Raw genomic sequence first — 18,248 nt, forward strand, 5'->3', positions numbered from 1 at the left:
TCCTCATCGGGTGGTGCGGAAGATCAGGCGACGGGTACAGCGGTCGAGTCGGTACTCGGGGTCGGCTCCGGGTGCGACGCTTGCCAACTCAGGCGCAGGCCGGTGTCCGGGTCGAACAGGTGGATGTCGGCGGGGTCGACCCGCAACGCGATGTCCTCGCCCACGCTGACCTTCGCGGGGCGCGGGGTGCGCAGGCACAGTTCGGTCGGGCCCGTGTCGAGGTGGACGAGTTCCTCGCTGCCGAGGTTCTCCACCATCCGGACCCGTCCGCGGATCGCGGTCGCGCCGAGGTCGACGCGCAGTCGTTCGGGGCGGATGCCGGCGATCACGGCGCGAGTGCCGGATTCGTCTGCCGGTGCGGCGATGTCGAGGGCCGCGTCGACACCGTCGGCGACCACGTGCAGCCCGTCCTCGCCCACCGTGACGACGGCGGGGAACAGATTCATCGGCGGCGCGCCGAGAAAGCCCGCGACGAAGGTGGAGCGGGGCCGGTCGTAGAGCTCTGCCGGGGTGCCGCACTGCTCGACCCGGCCCTCGTTGAGCAGGGCGATGCGGGTGGCCATCGTCATCGCCTCGATCTGGTCGTGGGTGACGTAGAGGAAGGTCGCGCCGAGGCGCTGGTGCAGCGCGATCAGTTCGGCGCGGGTGGCGCTGCGCAGTTTGGCGTCGAGATTGGACAGCGGCTCGTCCATCAGGAAGGCACCGGGATCGCGAACCATGGCCCTGGCCAACGCGACGCGCTGCCGCTGCCCACCCGACAGTGCCACCGGACGACGATCGAGCAGCGCCGAGAGTTCCAGCGTCGCCGCCACCTCGCCCACTCGCTGGGCGATCTCGGCACGCGGCCTGCGCCGTGCGCGCAGCGGGAACCCGATGTTGCGCGCCACCGACAGGTGCGGATACAGCGCGTAACTCTGGAATACCATCGCCAGGTCCCGGCGTTGCGGCGCGGCGTCGGTGACGTCGACGCCGTCGACCAGGATGCGGCCCGCGCTCGGTTCCTCCAGTCCCGCGATCATCCGCAGCAGCGTGGATTTACCGCATCCGCTCGGACCGAGCAGGACCAGGAATTCCCCGTCGGCGATGTCGAGGCTCACCTCGTGTACCGCATAGGCGGTGTCGAATCGTTTCGATACCGCGTCGACCTGTAGCCGGGCCACGTCGCTCCTTCACACCGGTGGACTCGTGGCTTCAGTGTCGAGGGGCGCAGCGGGTGGATGCGGTGGCGATAGTCGATGCCGATCGGCCGATCGAGGCGGGTGGCGAACGGATCGGCGGACCGGCGTCAGCGCAGCAGGACGGGCAGGTCGAGCAGGCCGCGGATGAGGGTGCTGGTCTGCCAGCGGGCGGTGTCGGCGGTGGGTGCCAGGCGCAGTGCGGGGAAGCGGCGCAGGAGCAGGGTGAAGGCGATGTCGGCTTCGAGCCGGGCCAGCGGGGCGCCGACGCAGAAGTGGATGCCGTGGCCGAAGGCGAGATGCCCCGCGGTCGGGCCGTCGATGGTCAGCGCGTCGGGCTCGGGGAAGCGGGCCGGGTCGCGGTTGGCGGCCGAGAGGGCGACATAGACCAGTTCGCCCGCGGGAATCTCGGTGCCGCCCATCGTGACCGGTTCCGCGGTGAAACGCACCGTCGCCATGTCCACCGGGCCGTCGAAACGCAGGAACTCCTCCACCGCGGCCGGGACAGCCTCGGGGTCCGCGCGCAGGGCCGCCCACTGCTCGGGGTCGCGCAGCAGCGCGTACACGCCGTTGCCGATCAGGTTGACGGTGGTCTCGTGGCCCGCGACCAGCAGCAGGAACGCCATCGCCACGAGTTCGGGATCGGTGAGGCGGTCCCCGTCGTCGTCGGTCAGAGTCAGCTGGGAGAGCAGATCATCGGCAGGCTCGGACTGTTTGGCGCGCACCAGATTCGACAGATAGCGGGTCATCGCCGCCGCGGCCGCCGAACGCTCCTCGTCGGCTTCGCCGGGCACACCGATGAGCGACCTGGTCCAGGACTGGAAGTCGTCGCGGTCGGCGAACGGCACGCCGAGCAGTTCGCAGATCACCGTCACCGGGAGGGGATTGGCGAAGGTGTCCATGAGGTCGACCTCGTCGGCGGTGGCCATCGCCTCGAGCAGCGCTTCGGTGATCTCCTCGATGCGCGGGCGCAGCGCCGCGACCCGGCGGGTGGTGAACGCCTTGTTCACCAGTTTCCGCAACCGGGTGTGACCCGGCGGGTCGGTGCTGAGCATGTGGGTGAGCAGGGCCAGCGACTGCGGATCGGTCGGCGGCACCTGCCGCTTGTTGTCCAGGATCGCGGCGGCGCTCGCCATGTCCTTGCGCAGGCGTGGATCGGCCAGCGCGGCCCTGGCCTCGGGGTAGCCGACGACCACCCACCGCACGACGTCGTCGGGGAAGCGGACCCGGTGCACGGGTCCGTCGGCACGCCAGCGGCGGTAGTGGGCGTGCGGATCGTCGAAGAAGTCGGCGCCGATGGACTCGATGCGGGTGGGAGCGGAGAGGTCGGCCATACCATCGACGGTACCGACTCGCACCGGGTACTCCGATTCCGAAAAAGACTGCCGCGAAACATGATTCGTCAGCGATCGTCGACGCGTGCGTCGATGTTCGCCGTCGAACGGCCCTGGTGGCGACCGGGTGGCCTGCCTTGGCGGCGCTACTCGCCGCATGGTGATCAGGGTCAGCGGGCGCCGGCGCGCAGGACCACTTTGCCGTTGCGGCCGGGGGTTTCGGAAGTGACGGCGGCTTCGGCGGCCTGGTCGAGGGGGAATTCGGCCTGGACGTCGAGGCGCAGGGTGCCGTCGGCGGCGAGGCCGACGAGTTCGGTGACCAGGCGGAGGTAGTCGGCCCGGTCGATCTCCGCGCTGCGCTGTTGGCCCCAGAAGCCTTTCACCACAGCCTGTTTGAAGATGACGGCGCCGGTGTCGATGACGAGCGGCTTGCCCGACAGCGCGCCGAAGGAGATCAGTTCACCGCGCGGAGCCAGCAGGGACATGAGCGCGCCCGCCGCCTGGCCGCTGACCTGATCGACGGCCCGCACGATCGGTTCGCCGCCGGTGAGCTCGGCGGCCCGCTCGGCCCAGCCGGGCGCTTCGGCGTCGACCACCGGGCCGTAGCCGAGTTGGGTGAGCGCCTGGACCGAGGCGGCGCCGCGGACCAGGCTGAGCACCCGCACGCCGCGCTGCTGGGCGAACAGGTTCACCAGGCGGCCGACCGCGCCGTTGGCGGCGTTCACCGTGATCCACTGGCCGGGTTCCACGCGCAGATCGTCGAGCAGCATCAGCGCGCTCAGGGGCATGGCCAGCAGCTGACAGGCGGTCTCGTCCGGCACCGACGGCGGCATCGGGACGGCTTGCTCGGCGCGGGTGAGGAAGAAATCGGCCCAGGCCGCGCGGGTACCGGCGACCGCGACCCGCTGGCCCACCTCGAGCCGGTCGGCACCGGGGCCGATCGCGTCGACGACACCGGCCGCCTCGGTGCCGGGGATCGCGGGCAGTGGTGGTTTGTAGCCGTAGACCCCGCGGATGATCGCCAGATCGTGGTTGTGGATCGGCGAGAGCGTCGTCGCCACCCGCACCTCACCCGGCCCCGGTTCTGGGGTGGGCACCGCCTGCGCGGTGAGCACGTCCTTCGGATCGCCGAACCGGTCGATGACAACAGCCTGCATGTCCGCCTCCGTGGTGGTTACGAGTCCCGCCCGAGCACGTTCGCCCTCCATTGTGGCACTGCGGGGCGAAGCGGTCGCTCAGGCGAGCTGACCCTCGCTTCTCTCCGGCGCCGTCGTGTCCGAGTTCGTCGAGCTCGGTCACCAGCGCTGGACCGCGATGTCAATACGCCGCAGGACTGACGCGTGAGTAGGGGTGTTCGGCGCGGAAATCCCCCAGCTGGTGGATGTCCCCGCCGCCGCGGCATCCCTACCCTGATCTTCATGGCCGACGCACTCGGAACCCGTTCGACCGCACCCGTTTCCGGTAGCCGTATCGCCGAGGTCGACATGCTGCGCGGGCTCGCCCTGTTCGGCATCCTGATCACCAACGCGATCGTGGCCACCACGTTGTGGTCGGTGGTCGGCTCCAAGGACAAACCGGTCTCGCAGTTCGACGGGGCCGTCGACCAGGTGGTACGCGCGGCGGTCGACGCCCTCTTCACCGGGCGCTTCTATCTGCTGTTCGCGTTCCTGTTCGGCTACTCGTTCACGCTGCAGATCGCGGCCGCTCAGCGCGCGGGGATCGCGCCGACGCGTCGGCTGTTGCGGCGGTGCGCGGCGCTGATGGTGATCGGCATGATGCATGTCTGGCTGCTGTGGATCGGCGACATCCTCACGCTGTACGCGTTCCTGTGTCTGATCCTCATCACCCTGCGGAAACTGCGACCGCGCACCGCGGTGATCACCGGTGTGCTGCTGTACACACTCTGGTCGGCGTGGACCTTCCTCCCCGGCGACAACAGCAGCATTCTCGCGCTCGGCCAGTTCCTCGACCTGCCTGCCATCTCGGCCGGCTACACCGGCAGCTTCGCCGAGACCTTCGACGCCCAGGCCGGTCTCGCGCCGATCTTCCTCCTGGTCATCTGGATCACCCAGGGCGTGCCGAGCCTCGGCATGTTCCTGATCGGCATGGCCGCGGGCAAACGCAACCTCTTCGACGACGCGGACACGCTGCGTCGCTGGGCGCCGCGCTTCCTGGTGATCGGTCTCGGTCTCGGACTGCCGATCTCGGCGCTGACCTTCGCCGACAAGATGTCGTGGTGGAACGCCCCCTCGCTGATCACCGGACTGCAGCAGTTGGTGAACCCGGCGATGACCTTCGCCTACATCGCCGCCATCGTGCTGGCCGCTCACTCCGCCCGCACCGCCCGTGCCACCGGACTGCTGGCACCCGCGGGACGGATGGCGGCGACCAACTACATCGGGCAATCGGTCGTTCTCATGGTGGTCTACACCGGGTATGGCTTCGCCTTGGCCGACGACATCGCCCCGCTGGGTGTGATCGCGATCGGCCTGCTCACCTTCGCCGCACAACTCGCACTGAGTGCCTGGTGGTTGCGCCGTCATCCGTACGGACCGGTCGAATGGGTGCTGCGCGCGGCGACCTACCTGAGCATTCCGCCCTGGCGTCGGCCCGCTGAACAGTCACCGACCTCGAACAGCTGACGGATCCGGCTGGTCGAGCTGCCGGCGGCTTCCCGCCCGGTTTCCGGCCGGAGGTGCCCGCCGCCGGTAGCCGGACGGTGGATGGATGTCAGGTCGCTCGGCTTCCCGAAACTGTTGCGGAGCTGTGTGTTTCGATCAGATCGGGGCGTTGTCGGCCGCGCGGTGGAACTCGGCTCGCCAGCGGTGCAGACCGGGGACATCGGCGCGGGGCAGGCGTTCGACGCGGACCGGGGTGACATCGGCGTCGGCGAAGGAATCGATGTCGGCGGCGGTGAGCGGCCACGGCGGGCCCGGCGCGGGCACCGTGCTGATATCGGCGATCACCAGCAGAGTGGCACCGGGAGCGAGGAACTCGCGGATGTTCGCGATCGCGGTGGCGCGGACCTCCGGCGGCAGCGACTGGACCGTGATCGACTCGACGACGAGGTCGAACGCGCCGAGCCAGGTGGCGGGCGGACGCAGGAGATCGGCGACCTTGTAGGTGACCGGGGAGTGCGGGAAACGGGCCCGCGCACCACGGATCGCGGTGGGGGAGATGTCGAAGGCGGTGGTGCGGATACCTTGGGCGGCAACGAATTCCGCATCGGTGCCGTATCCGCAACCGATGACGAGACCGCGAACGCCCGACCCGAGCGCCCGATCGCGCAGCCAGTCGGCGAGCAGTGGATTCGGCTCGGCCCGATCCCACGGCACCACCGAAGTCCCCGCCGCCGCTTCGGCATACAGCGGCTCGAACCACCCCGTCGGATCGTTGGCCGCCAACGATTCCGCGGCCAGTCGGCGATCGGCGGGCGTCTGCGCGTCGGTCATGACTCCAGTCTCCACCACCGCACCCCCTCCCGCGTTCTGGTCGATTGATCACCAGGCCCTGGGGGCGTGTCCCACTCGAGCCGTCAGCGGGCGGCGCGGGCCGCGAAGCCGTCGCAGAGGGCCTCGAGGCCGAGAGTGAGGAGGTCCTGAGAGGTGAGGTCGCTGACGCCTGCGCCCTCCAGGTCGGCCAGGGCGGGCGGGACGGGGAACTGGGGGCGGCCTTCGAGGAGGTCGCGCAGGCCGTTGGTGTCGTCGGTGGCGGTGCGGCGCTCGGCGAGCAGGGCGCCGCCGACAACGGGCAGGCTCGCGCCGGAGATGTAGTTCCAGACCGAGAAGGCCATGGTGGTGGCCTCGCGGGCGGAGACGTCGAGCTCGCGCAGGCCCTCGACCAGCCAGGCGAGGCTGGCCAGACCCTGCGGGCCGAAACTGTAGCGGGGGACTGCGAAGGTGAGCAGGACCCAGGGGTGGCGCTGGTAGAGCTGCCAGTCGATCTCGGCCGCGATGCGAACCCGGTCTCGCCACGTCCAGGCCTGGCCGGTGGGGTCGGGGTAGGGGTGCTGGGCGGCGATCTCGTCGGTCATGTCCGCGATGAGTTCGTCCTTGTTCGCCACATGCCGATACAGCGACATGGTGCCGACCTCGAGCCGGTCGGCGATGCGGCGCATCGACACCGCGTCGAGCCCGTCGGCGTCGGCGAGGACGATCGCGGCGTCGACAATCGCGGCTCGGGTGAGCTTCGCATCAGTCATCCCATGACTCACTTCCCGTTTTGCCCATTCATGCGTACACTGTACCCATTCCCTGCGTACGGCGTACGCAAACCCCTGGAAGGATGTCGGAATGACGAAGCTGGAACCGGCGCTGTCCACCGCGGCCGTCGGTGGACGCCGCGCGTGGCTCGGGCTGGGCGTGCTGTTGTTGCCGGTGCTGCTGGTGTCGATGGACATCTCGGTGCTGTTCCTCGCCATGCCGACACTCACGTTGGATCTGGATCCCAGTGCCGCCCAACAGCTCTGGATCCTCGACATCTACGGGTTCATGCTGGCCGGCCTGCTCATCACGATGGGCAACCTCGGCGACCGGATCGGCAGGCGCAACATCCTGCTCGTCGGCGCCACCGTCTTCGGCCTCGCCTCCGTGCTCGCCGCGTTCGCCCCCAGCTCGGCGATCCTCATCATCGCGCGCGTGCTGATGGGCATCGGCGGCGCGACCCTGCTGCCGTCGAGCCTGGCGCTGATCTCGAACCTGTTCCCCGACGTCCGTCAGCGCGCGACCGCGATCGGCATCTGGACCGCGTTCTTCGCCGGTGGTTCGGCGGTCGGGCCGATCATCGGCGGCCTGCTGCTGCACCACTTCTGGTGGGGCTCGGTCTTCCTGATCAACATCCCTGTGCTGGCGATCCTGCTGCTGTTCGGACCGTTCCTGCTGCCCGAACACCGCTCCGCCGCGCTCGGGCCGATCGACCTGCCCAGCGTCGCCCTCTCGATCGGCGGCATCCTCCCGCTGATCTACGGCATCAAGCACATCGCGGCCGAGGGCTTCGATCCGGTCTCGCTGCTCATCGCCGCGCTCGGCGTCGCGCTGCTGGTGGTGTTCGTGCGCAGGCAGCGCGAGCTCAGCGAGCCGCTGCTGGATCTGAGCCTGTTCACCCGTCCGCTGTTCCGGGTGGCGATCGGGGCGAGCATGGCCGGGATGATGTCGCTGGCCGCGCTGAGCTACCTCACCAGCGTGTACCTGCAGTCGGTCACCGGACGTGACGCGCTGCAGGCCGCGCTGCTGGGCATTCCGATGGCAATCGCGGTGTTCGTCTGCTCGATGGGCGGAGCCAGGATCAGCCTGCGGCTCGGTGTGCGGGCGACGTTCACCCTGGCGCTCGTGCTCTCGGCGGTGGGCAACCTGATGCTGCTCGGTGTCGGGGTCGACGGCGGGCTGCTGTGGTACGTCGCCGGGTCGGCGATCGCCGGTGTCGGCTACGGCATCTCGTTCACGCTGGTCTCGGACGTGGCGGTGTCGGCGGTGCCTGCCGAACGCGCGGGCTCGGCGGTCGGTATCTCCGAGACCAGCTTCGAACTCGGCAATGCGCTCGGGCTCGCCCTGCTCGGTTCGCTGGCCGCCCTGGTGTTCCGGTCCGGCGGGAACTTCGGCGAAACGCTGGGCGACACCCTGGCCCACTCCGGGGGCGACGCCGGGCTCGTCCACGCCGCGCGCGAATCCTTCGTCAGCGGCATGCACGTCGCCACGACGGGCGGCGCCCTGCTGCTGCTCGCGATGGCGGCCGTTGCGTGGCGGTCGGTTCGTAGCGACCGCATCGGCTCCGAGCGTTGAGCGGGTGCTCGGCGCTCGGCCGGGTGGCCCACGGCCCCGCGCACTGGCGAAGGAGTCGTCTGCTCGGCTGCGCGGCAGGTTCCGGACCCGACGACCACCGGGGGTGGTGACGGGCGCCACTGCGGGTGGTTCGGGTGGCCTCAGCGGGCGGCTGTCCAGTTCCGTTGCATAGGATCGTCGGATGCGAAACGAGGGTGCGGCGGGTCTGGCGACAGTGCTCGCGCTGGCCGATTCCCGCCTGCCCATCGGTGGGCACGTGCACTCCGGCGGCGTCGAAGAGGCGGTGTCGTCGGGGCTGCTGCGCGACAACGCGAGCGTCGAGCTGTACCTGCGGCGGCGGATCGCCACCACCGGCCTGGTGACGGCCTCGCTGGCGGCCGCGGTCTGCGGCGGTGCGCTCACCCCCGAGCGCGCCGAGCTCGAAGCCGACGCCCGCACCCCGTCACCCGCCGCACGGGCGGCCTCGCGCGCGCAGGGGCGCGGGCTGCTGCGGCTCGCGAAACAGCTGTGGCCGCACCATGACTGGGCGCCGGCGGGTGCGCGGCCGCATCTCTCGACGGTGTTCGGCATGGTCGGCCTCGCCTGCGGTGCCCGTACCGACGAACTCGCGGGCGTCGTGGTCTACACGACGCTCACCGGCGCCGCGACCGCCGCGCAACGACTGCTCGCGCTCGACCCCGCCGCCATCGCCGCGGGCACCATGCGCCTCGCGCCCCTGTGCGACCGGATCGCCGAAGAAGCCGCCCTCGGCCTCGCGGCGCTCTCCGACCCGGTGCAGGACGCCCTGGCCGAACGTCACCTGCATCGCGACATGCCCCTGTTCGCGTCCTGATCCATCCCATGACGAAGGAGTCCCCATGCCGCCCCATCTGATCGACGGCGAACCGCACGATCACAGCCACGACCGGCCCAAGCGCCACCGCGCGCCGGGCGAGGCCGTGCGCATCGGCATCGGCGGCCCGGTCGGGTCGGGTAAGACCGCGCTGGTCGCCGCTCTCTGCAGGCAGCTGCGCGACGAGCTCTCCCTCGCCGTGCTGACCAACGACATCTACACCACCGAGGACGCGGACTTCCTGCGTCGCCACGCCGTGCTGCCCGACGAGCGGATCACCGCCGTACAGACCGGCGGCTGCCCGCACACCGCCATCCGCGACGACATCACCGCCAACCTCGACGCCATCGACGACCTGGTCGCGGCCAACCCGCCGCTGGACCTGATCCTGGTGGAGTCCGGCGGCGACAACCTCACCGCGACCTTCTCCTCCGGTCTGATCGACGTGCAGATCTTCGTCGTCGACGTCGCCGGCGGCGACAAGGTGCCGCGCAAGGGCGGCCCCGGCGTCACCTTCTCCGACCTCTTGGTGGTCAACAAGACCGATCTGGCCCCGCTGGTCGGCGCCGATCTCGGTGTGATGGAACGCGATGCCGCGAAGGTGCGCGACGGCCGCCCGACCGCCCTGGTCTCGCTGACCGACGATCCGGCCGCCACCCCGGTCCTGGCCTGGGTGCGCGAGCAACTGCGGGCCGCCGCCGAGCAGGACGCGGCCGCCGGCGTTGCGCACTGAACTGAGCATCGTCGCCGCACCGGGCAGGCTGCCCCGCATCGACGCGGTCGGCGGTCTGGCCGGGCGGCACACCGGCGTCGACACCGTGCACCTGATCGGCACGGCGGCCACCCCGCTCGGTGGGGACGAACTCGACATCAGCATCGTGGTGCGGCCCGGCGCGCGCCTGGTGGTGCGCTCGGTGGCGGCGACGATCGCTTTGCCCAGCACCGCCACGCCGTTGTCGGTGGCGCACTGGCGGTTCGAGGTGGGCGAGGGCGCCGAACTGGATTTCGATCCGGAGCCGACCATCGTGGCCGGTGGCGCACATCACCACACGGTGACCGCTGTGCTGCTCGCCCCCGACGCACGCCTGCGCCTGCGCGAACGAGTACAGCTCGGCCGCAGCGGTGAGGACGGCGGCGGCTGGCGCGGTGACGTGATCGCCGACCTGGGCGAGATCCCCTTGTTGCGGCACCGCCTCGAACTCGGGGCGGGCACGGTCACCGACGACCGCCTGCGCGCACCCCGCGCACTCGACAGCGAGTTGGTCTACCCCGACGATCGTCCCGTCTGGTCGGGCAGCGTCGACACCGTACGACTGCCCCTGGCCGCTGGCGGCTCACTCGCCACCAGCACCGGCTCCCGCCTGCGTGCGGAGGTTCCGGTCACGGTCGGCTGAGTCCACCGATACGGAGTGGACCCGCTGGTGCGTCGACAGGATCGGTTGCGTGACCGCCGGTCGACCTTGCGGACGGAGTCCCCGAGCTCGTCTTTCGGCGGACCGTCGGCGGGGCCGAGCCGACCGGCGGGGCACTCTGTCGAACCTGTTCCCCGGGAACCCGGATCGACCTGCGGGCCCGGTGCCGTCACCGAGACCGGCGGAAACGGCGAGTGGGAGCCGACGGATGCTCGGCTCCCACTCGCTCTGTGCACCAGCGGGTCAGGCGTTGACCAACACCGCTTCGTCGGCGATCTCACCCGGCGCGGCCGCGCGCGGCGGGGCCAGGAAACCACTCGCCGCGCCCACCGCGGCACCGACCCCGGCACCGACGACCGTGGCGGGCACCGACACCGCCATGTAGCCGACCATGCCACCCAGGATCGGACCCGCGACCAGCCCGATCGGCAGCAGCGGCACGCCCGCGACGAGCCCGGCGACCGCACCCATCGTGCTCGCCGCCATCGCGAACGGAATCGCGACGGTGGAACCGACCGCCGCGCCGCGCGCAGCGCTACCGAGGGTCTCGGCCGCGATCCGGTCCGAGCGGCTGCGCTCGAGCCCGACCGAGTCGAGGAACGTCGCCAGGTTGGCCTCGGTGTTCGCCGCGGCGTCGTTGATCTGGATCGAGGCATCGACCGGAACGAAGTCCGGCACCGGCACCTGCTGGTCACCGAAGCGGAACTGGCCCGGCGGCGGCAGGATCGGCGGCACCGGCTCGACCGCTGTCGGCGCGTGCAGCGGACCGACCGGGGACAGGTAGCTCGTCTCGGGTCCCGTCCGCGACCACTGCAGCGAGCTGCGGGTGTTCTCCGGCATCTGCTGGCCCACGTACGGCGTGGCATTGGGCGCCACCGCGTCGAGCTCCGGTCCGGCCGGATGCTCGGGTTGGGTCACCGTCGTCTGCGCGGGATCGGCATTCGCGGTGCCCGTGCCGATCAGGGCCATGACCAGGGGGACCGCGCCTGCCGCGACGACCGAACCGACTTTCTGTCGCTGCGGGCTCGGTGCCCTGTGTTTCCCCGTCGCCATAGATCACCTTTCATCCTGGGGATTGGTCACACATATGACCTCCGACATTCGGACCGGTCCCGGACTCGGATGGGTCCGAAACGCGGGCGACCCGGAATCGTGGTGCCTGGCGACGCCCGCAGGCCGGGTGGTTCGATGAACCACCCGGCCTGCGATGACGGTGATCGGCTAGCCGACCTCGCGCTGTGCGGTGAGCTCGTCCTTCTCCGGCGGTGCACCCACCTGCGCAGCCAGCTCGTCGGCTTCGGCCCGATCGGCGTTGACCTCCTCGATCGCCAACCGCGCGAAGATCCACTGCTCGGTGGCGGCCATCTGGCCACGGTTGCGGCCGAGGAAGGAGACGAACCAGCCGATCACGGTGACGATGCGGCTGCGGTATCCGACCAGGTAGTACAGGTGCAGCGCCAGCCAGGCCAGCCAGGCCAGGAAGCCACTGAACTCGAGCTTGCCGATCTGGCAGACCGCGTCGAAGCGCGAGATCGTCGCCATCGAGCCCTTGTTGAAATACTTGAACGGTGCCCGGTCGGCCGGCGCCTGCCCGGTGAGTCCGGCCTTGATGGCCTTTGCCGCGTAGGTGGAGCCCTGGATCGCGCCCTGCGCCTGACCGGGCACACCCGGCACCGACATCAGGTCGCCGACGACGAAGACGTTCGGATGGCCCTTGACCGTGAGGTCGGGCTCCACGATGACGCGACCGGCCCGGTCCACCTCGGTGCCCTCGGAGCGTTCGGCGATCATCTTGCCCAGCGGGCTGGCCTGCACACCGGCCGACCACACCTTGCAGGTGGCCTCGATCCGGCGGGTGGTGCCGTCGGCGTCCTTGACGACGACGCCGTGCGCGTCGACATCGGTCACCATGGCGTTGAGCTGGATCTCCACGCCCATCTTCTCGAGCCGCTTGGCCGCCTTGGCGCCCAGCTTGGGGCCCATCGGGCCGAGTACCGCGCCCGCGCCCTCGATCAGGATGACCCGAGCGTCGCGCGGGTCGATGGTGCGGAAGGTGCCGTCGAGGGTGCGGTCGGCGAGTTCGGCGATCTGACCCGCCAGTTCGACACCGGTCGGACCGGCGCCGACGACGATGAAGGTGAGCAGCCGGTCGCGCTCCTCCGGGGTGGTCGCCAGCTCGGCCTGCTCGAACGCGCCGAGGATGCGCGCGCGCAGTTCGAGCGCATCGTCGATGGTCTTCATGCCGGGGGCGTAGGTGGCGAAGTGGTCGTTGCCGAAGTACGACTGCTGCGCGCCGGTGGCGACGATCAGGCTGTCGAAGGCCGTGACGGTGTCGCGGTTGAGAAGTCGCGAGGTGACCTGCTTGTTCGCCAGGTCGACATCGATGACATCGCCCAGCAGCACCTGCGCGTTCTTCTGCTTGCGCAGCACCAGCCGGGTGGCGGGCGCGATCTCGCCGGTCGAGAGGATGCCGGTGGCCACCTGGTACAGCAGCGGCTGGAACAGGTGGGTGGAGGTCTTGGAGATCAGCGTGACATCGACGTCGGCTCGGCGCAGATGCCTGGTGCCGAACAGACCGCCGAACCCGGAACCGATCACCACCACACGGTGTCGCTGGTTCCCGACAGACTGAGTGCTCATCGCCTCGCTCCTCGACAGACTGGGGTGCGCCCCACAGTGGTGGTGACAGGCTCAACCGTAGTCGGCTCCGGGACCGGCGTCGTCACGAGACACCGGTTCCGAACGACAAGATCGACAATACGGGACGGACCCGTCAGCGACCGGCGAGCAGGAGCTCGGCCACCTTGGTGTCGGTCTCGGCGCCTTCGGTGTAGCCGCCGTCGCTGCCGAGGGCGTTCATGATGGCGAGGGTGTAGCGCTCACCGTTGCCCGCGACGCCGACCGAGTTCACCACCCAGCCGTCGGCCTCGGCCGACCAGCCGTTCTTGAGGCCGGGCCGCATCCGCGAACCGGCACCCCACACGCCCCAGTGCTGGTTGGAGTCGACCGAGCGCATCCGGTCGAGCAGATAGTTCAGGTCGTCGGGGTGCATGGTGTCGAGGATGGTGTTCATCAGCCGGTCCAGATCGGCGGCGGTGCACTTCTGGAACGACCAGTCCGGGAACAGCGCGGTGTCGGTCGGCTGCGGGATCAGGCTGGTCATGCCGTAGCCGCGGAAGGCGTTGTTGTAGGCGAGGCGGTCGAAGCCGATGTATTTGTTCCACAGCACGTCGGTGGCGTGATCGTTGGAGGTGGCCAGCATCGCCTCCATGTTGTGGCGGTCGTCGGGGGACAGGCCGATGGCCCCGACCCTGGCTCGGTTGAGCAGGTCGGCGGCGATGGCCAGCTTGATGGTGGAGGCGGTCCACACTTGGTTCTCGGCGTGTTCGTTGGCGTAGGTCCCGCCGGTCTGGCGATCGCGCAGCACGTAGCCGACGACACCGGGACGGCCGGCGAGATAGGAGTTCACCTTGGCGATCCGGGAACTCATATCGCAGTCGAAACCGGGTAGGCACGCTTGGGTCAGCGCGGGCGGAGCGGCCTGAGCCGAACTCACCAGGACGGGGACGCCCGGGGTGAGGACGGCCGCGGCGGTGAGCAGGCAGGCGGTTGCAGCGACCCGGGAAACGACGCGGGTGGCGGGGGAACGGTCACGCACGAGGGACCACACTCGCACACCGGGCGCTCGAGCGCACTACTTGAGGTGGCAACCGGAATGTGTTAGAGCGCCCTTGCGCCACATCGCCATTGCACTCAGTGACGGGCGGCGTGCGGCGTCGCGATGGCGCAGCCGTTGAGCCGATGGCAGTGTTCGAAAGCCTCGCCGTGCCGGTCCAGCGGCCATGTGTGCAGTACCTGATCAGGTCCGTAGCGTCGGGAATTGATCAACTCCCAGCGGTCGCCTGCCCGTCGGACGACGAATCCGCCGCCGGGAACCAAGGGAATCACCTGCGCGATCATGAACCGAAACCAGCCTTTCGCCCGCGGCCGTACTGTCCCACCCGAGGAGCAACGATCCCACGAGGGCCCCGAGCGGCCGCGCAGGCATGGCCGGGACGTCTTGCGGTGTGGCCTATTTCACTTGCCCTGCCCGGTGGTTGCGGCGGGGCCGAGGGATTGCGGGTTGGTCGCTGGGCGTATAAACGACGGATGCCGTTGCACCTCCATCGCGCCGAACGCGCCGACGCGCTGGCCGACGGACTGGGGAGCTTGCTCGGCGTCGCGCCCGCTGACCCGTTCGCGACCGAGGTGGTCGCTGTCCCCGCCAAAGGGGTGGAGCGCTGGCTGGCGCAGCGGCTGTCCGGTGTGCTCGGTGTGGCGGGCACCGGTGACGGCATCGCCGCCAACATCGCCTTCCCCGCGCCATCGGCGCTGGTGGCCGAGGTGCTGGCCGCGGCCGGCGGTGTCTCCCCCGCCGATGACCCGTGGGGTGGACAGCGGCTGGTGTGGACTGTGCTGGGGGTGATCGACGAGGTCGCCGACCAGCCGTGGGCCGCGGTCCTGGCCCGGCACCTCGGTCTGCCCGGCCCGAGCCACCGCGTCGGCAGGCGCTACGCCACCGCCGCCCACCTCGCCGCGCTCTTCGACTCCTACGCCGCGCAGCGCCCACAGCTGTTGCTCGACTGGTCGGTCGGCTCCGAGACCGACGGCGCGGGCGGCCGAGTCCCCGACGACCTCGCCTGGCAACCCCAGCTGTGGCGGGCCCTGCGCGCGGTGATCGGTGCCCCCAGCCCCGCCGAACGCCTCGCCGACGCCTGCGCCCGCCTGCGCGCCGAACCCGACTCGGTCGATCTCCCCGCCCGTGTCTCCCTGTTCGGCCTCACCCGCCTGCCCGCCGACCAGCTCGCCGTCCTCACCGCCCTGTCCGCCCACCGCGACGTCCACCTCTGGCTGGCCCACCCGAGCCCGACCATGTGGACCGCCCTGGCCGAGCCCGTGTGCCAACGGAGCGACGGGCCCGATGCGGGTGGCGTGCTGGTGGGCCGAACCCGCGCGGCGAGTCGCGGTGTGTCAGTGGATCATCCACCCGGCGACGGCGCGGCGGCGTCCGGGTCTGTGGGTGCCGCCGCGCCGGCGGCGACTGCCGATGCGGAAGTCGGCGGCGCGGTCCAGGACGGGGTCGTGTCTGCGGGTGGTCGAGCGGCCGCGCCCTCCGCGGCAGGGCAAGCGCGACTCACCGGACTGCGTCCGCGCGCCGACGATCACTCCGCTGACGTGGTGACCCACCCCCTGCTGTCCGGGTTGGCGCGGGACGTTCGGGAGTTGGAACAGCGGCTGAACCCCTTGCTGGACAGCGACATCCACCTCTGCGCGGCGATCGACGACGCGACGCTGCTCGGTGCCGTGCAGACCGCGATCCGTGATGATCGGACGCCGGGTGCGGGCGCGGTGGCCGACGGCAGCGTCGAGGTGCACGCCTGCCACGGTCCCGCTCGCCAGGTCGAGGTGTTGCGGGATCTGCTGCTGAGGACGTTCGCCGACGACCCGGGGCTGCAGCCACGGGATGTGCTGATCATGTGCCCGGATGTGGAAGCGTTCGCGCCGCTGGTGCGGGCGGCGTTCGGGCAGCGCGGGGCGGGCGCGGTGGATGTGCCGGTCGAGGGCGAACATCCGGCGCACCAGTTGCGCGTGCGGCTGGCCGATCGTGGGCGGGCGGTCACCAACCCGATGCTGGCGGTGGTGATCGAGCTGCTGGAACTGGCCGACGGCCGCGTCACGGTGACGCAGGTGCTCGACCTGGCGGCCGGCGACACCGTGCGCCGCCGTTGTGGTTTCGACGACGACGACATCGAACGACTGCGTGAATGGGCCGCCGAATCGGGTGCGCGGTGGGGCATCGGACAGCGCCAGCGCGAGGCGTTCGGCCTGGTCGACTTTGCGCAGAACACCCTCAATGCCGCCGTCGACCGGATCCTGCTCGGCGTCACGGCCGACGAATCCGGCGACGACTGGCTGGATCTGGCGCTGCCGCTCGACGACGTCGACTCCAACGACGTCGACCTGGCCGGTCGCTTCGCCGAATTCGTCGACCGGCTCGCGGTCTGCCTGCGTGACCTGCGCGGTCCGCGTCCGGCCGCGGAGTGGACCACCGTGCTGTTGCGCGCCGTCGACCTGCTCACCGATGTGCCGGTCGCGCAGTCCTGGATCCGTGCCGAGGCCCGCCGCGAGATCGTCGCCGCCACCGAGCACGCCGGTGACACCCCGCTGCGGCTGGCCGATGTCGCGGTGCTGCTCACCAGCCGCCTGGCCGGTGGTCCCGGCCGCGCCAATTTCCGCACCGGCGAACTCACCGTCTGCACGCTGGTGCCGATGCGGTCGGTGCCGCACCGGGTGGTCGTGCTGCTCGGTCTCGACGACGACGTGTTCCCCCGCCCCGGCACCGTGGACGGCGACGACCTGCTCGCCCGCGACCCGCTGGTCGGCGAACGCGATGCCCGCAGCGAGGACCGCCAGCTCCTGCTCGACGCGATCATGGCGGCCGGCGACAAGCTGCTGGTGCTGCACACCGGCGCCGACCCGGTCACCGGCGCGACCCGGCCACCCGCGGTCCCGGTGGCCGAACTGCTCGACGTGCTCGCCGCCCATGTCGGCCCGGTCGCGATGCCCGCCGTGCACATCCGACATCCGTTGCAGGCCTTCGACCGTCGCAATTTCGCCCCCGACCGTCCGCGCAGTTTCGACACCGTCGCCCTGGCCGGTGCCCGCGCCGCCGCCCGGCCCGCACACCCGCGCCCGCCGCTGCTCAGCGCACCGCTGCCCCCGGCCCCGGCCGCCGATGTCGCATTGGCGGAACTGATCTCGTTCGCCGAGCATCCGGTTCGCGCGTTCCTGTGGCAGCGCCTCGGCCTGCGCGTGCCCGAGGAATCCGAGGACATCGCCGATCAGCTCCCGATCGAACTCGATGGGCTGGCCAAGTGGGATCTGGGCGAACGAATGCTGACCGCGCGTCTCACCGGCGCCGACCCGGCGGGTTTGCGAGCCGCCGAATGGCGACGAGGTACCTTGCCGCCCTTCGCTTTCGGTGCCGCGGTGCTCGACGAGGTGGAGGGCACGGTCGACACCCTCGTGCGCACCGCACTGCCCGACTACGAGGCCGAGCCACGCGCCGTCGACATCGCCCTCGATCTGGGTAACGGCCGGACCCTGGCCGGCACGGTACCCGAGGTCCGCGGCGAGACCCTGGTCCGCACCACCTACTCCCGTCTGGCCCCGAAACACCGTCTCGCGGCCTGGGTTTCGCTCTTGGCATTGGCTGCCACCGAGGATCGGTCCTGGCGGGCGATCAGCACCGGCCGCGGTCAGTTCCGCAGCAGACCCGTCACCCGATCGGTGCTCGTCGCCCCGGAGGCGCCCGCCGCGCTGACGGTCCTGCGCGACCTGGTCCGGCTCCGTGACGAGGGAATGTGCGAACCGCTGCCGATCGCACCCGCCGCCACCGCCGCCTACGCCGAACGCCGCTTCCGGGGCGACAGCGTCGCCGACGCGCTGCTCGCCGCCGAACACGCCTTCGATGGCGGCCCCAACGGGCCCGACAAGTTCGGCGACCACACCGACCGCTACCTGCGCTACGTCTGGGGCCGCGCACCACGGTTCGAGCGCTTCGCCGCCGACCCGGCGCGACCGGGCGAACCGGAATCCACCCGCTTCGGCGCGGTGGCTCGCCGCTGGTGGGCGCCGCTGCTCGCTGCCGAGAGCGCGGGTCAGCCGTGACGGGGACG

General features: G+C 70.7%; 15 protein-coding genes. 6 read left to right on the forward strand and 9 right to left on the reverse strand.

The window, feature by feature from the left end; translation table 11 throughout:
* Positions 1–23 precede the first annotated feature (23 nt).
* The 3 genes from BOX37_RS11190 to BOX37_RS11200 form a co-directional block, all read right to left on the reverse strand.
* Positions 24–1,160, reverse strand: a complete 1,137-nt coding sequence (locus BOX37_RS11190; protein WP_071927587.1) for an ABC transporter ATP-binding protein — start codon at positions 1,158–1,160, stop codon at positions 24–26.
* 125 nt (positions 1,161–1,285) lie between these two features.
* Complete coding sequence (locus tag BOX37_RS11195) at positions 1,286–2,509, reverse strand: cytochrome P450 family protein (RefSeq protein ID WP_071927588.1); 1,224 nt, start codon at positions 2,507–2,509, stop codon at positions 1,286–1,288.
* A gap of 170 nt (positions 2,510–2,679) precedes the next feature.
* Complete coding sequence (locus tag BOX37_RS11200; protein ID WP_071927589.1) at positions 2,680–3,666, reverse strand: zinc-binding dehydrogenase; 987 nt, start codon at positions 3,664–3,666, stop codon at positions 2,680–2,682.
* A 261-nt stretch (positions 3,667–3,927) separates the two neighbouring features.
* Here BOX37_RS11200 and BOX37_RS11205 point away from each other — a divergent pair, with 261 nt between their 5' ends.
* Complete coding sequence (locus BOX37_RS11205; RefSeq protein ID WP_071927590.1) at positions 3,928–5,151, forward strand: DUF418 domain-containing protein; 1,224 nt, start codon at positions 3,928–3,930, stop codon at positions 5,149–5,151.
* A gap of 135 nt (positions 5,152–5,286) precedes the next feature.
* Here BOX37_RS11205 and BOX37_RS11210 read toward each other — a convergent pair whose 3' ends face one another.
* Both BOX37_RS11210 and BOX37_RS11215 read right to left on the reverse strand, forming a co-directional pair.
* Positions 5,287–5,961: a class I SAM-dependent methyltransferase gene (locus BOX37_RS11210; RefSeq protein WP_071931388.1), complete on the reverse strand. Its 675-nt coding sequence runs from the start codon at positions 5,959–5,961 to the stop codon at positions 5,287–5,289.
* 83 nt (positions 5,962–6,044) lie between these two features.
* Entirely contained in the window at positions 6,045–6,710 is a 666-nt protein-coding gene (locus BOX37_RS11215) for a TetR/AcrR family transcriptional regulator (RefSeq protein WP_071927591.1), read from the reverse strand.
* A gap of 91 nt (positions 6,711–6,801) precedes the next feature.
* Between BOX37_RS11215 and BOX37_RS11220 the strand changes: the two genes are divergently transcribed.
* The 4 genes from BOX37_RS11220 (at position 6,802) to BOX37_RS11235 (ending at position 10,512) form a co-directional block, all read left to right on the forward strand.
* Positions 6,802–8,286: an MFS transporter gene (locus tag BOX37_RS11220; RefSeq protein WP_071927592.1), complete on the forward strand. Its 1,485-nt coding sequence runs from the start codon at positions 6,802–6,804 to the stop codon at positions 8,284–8,286.
* 181 nt (positions 8,287–8,467) lie between these two features.
* Positions 8,468–9,118 carry an urease accessory protein UreF gene (locus BOX37_RS11225; protein WP_071927593.1) on the forward strand — a complete coding sequence of 217 codons (651 nt, stop codon included), beginning with the start codon at positions 8,468–8,470 and terminating at the stop codon, positions 9,116–9,118.
* A 25-nt stretch (positions 9,119–9,143) separates the two neighbouring features.
* Entirely contained in the window at positions 9,144–9,851 is a 708-nt protein-coding gene (gene ureG / locus BOX37_RS11230) for an urease accessory protein UreG (RefSeq protein ID WP_071927594.1), read from the forward strand.
* The gene (locus BOX37_RS11235; RefSeq protein ID WP_071927595.1) at positions 9,841–10,512 is read left to right on the forward strand and encodes an urease accessory protein UreD; all 672 of its coding nucleotides are present in this window, start codon (positions 9,841–9,843) and stop codon (positions 10,510–10,512) included. The genes ureG and BOX37_RS11235 overlap by 11 nt, the downstream gene beginning before the upstream one ends.
* A gap of 261 nt (positions 10,513–10,773) precedes the next feature.
* On the opposite strand, the gene BOX37_RS11240 is transcribed toward BOX37_RS11235, so the two are convergent.
* The 4 genes from BOX37_RS11240 to BOX37_RS11255 form a co-directional block, all read right to left on the reverse strand.
* On the reverse strand, positions 10,774–11,583 hold the full coding sequence (locus BOX37_RS11240; protein ID WP_071927596.1) for a hypothetical protein: 810 nt from the start codon (positions 11,581–11,583) through the stop codon (positions 10,774–10,776).
* A gap of 168 nt (positions 11,584–11,751) precedes the next feature.
* Positions 11,752–13,170 carry an NAD(P)/FAD-dependent oxidoreductase gene (locus BOX37_RS11245; protein WP_071927597.1) on the reverse strand — a complete coding sequence of 473 codons (1,419 nt, stop codon included), beginning with the start codon at positions 13,168–13,170 and terminating at the stop codon, positions 11,752–11,754.
* Between the two features lie 133 nt (positions 13,171–13,303).
* A complete protein-coding gene (locus tag BOX37_RS11250) occupies positions 13,304–14,200 on the reverse strand; it encodes a serine hydrolase (RefSeq protein WP_084759546.1) in 897 nt (298 codons plus the stop codon).
* 83 nt (positions 14,201–14,283) lie between these two features.
* Positions 14,284–14,490 (reverse strand): hypothetical protein, encoded by a 207-nt coding sequence (locus tag BOX37_RS11255; protein ID WP_071927598.1) that lies wholly within the window; start codon positions 14,488–14,490, stop codon positions 14,284–14,286.
* A 189-nt stretch (positions 14,491–14,679) separates the two neighbouring features.
* Between BOX37_RS11255 and recC the strand changes: the two genes are divergently transcribed.
* Positions 14,680–18,240 (forward strand): exodeoxyribonuclease V subunit gamma, encoded by a 3,561-nt coding sequence (gene recC / locus BOX37_RS11260; RefSeq protein ID WP_071927599.1) that lies wholly within the window; start codon positions 14,680–14,682, stop codon positions 18,238–18,240.
* Positions 18,241–18,248 lie beyond the last annotated feature (8 nt).

Source organism: Nocardia mangyaensis (assembly GCF_001886715.1).
GTDB lineage: Bacteria > Actinomycetota > Actinomycetes > Mycobacteriales > Mycobacteriaceae > Nocardia > Nocardia mangyaensis.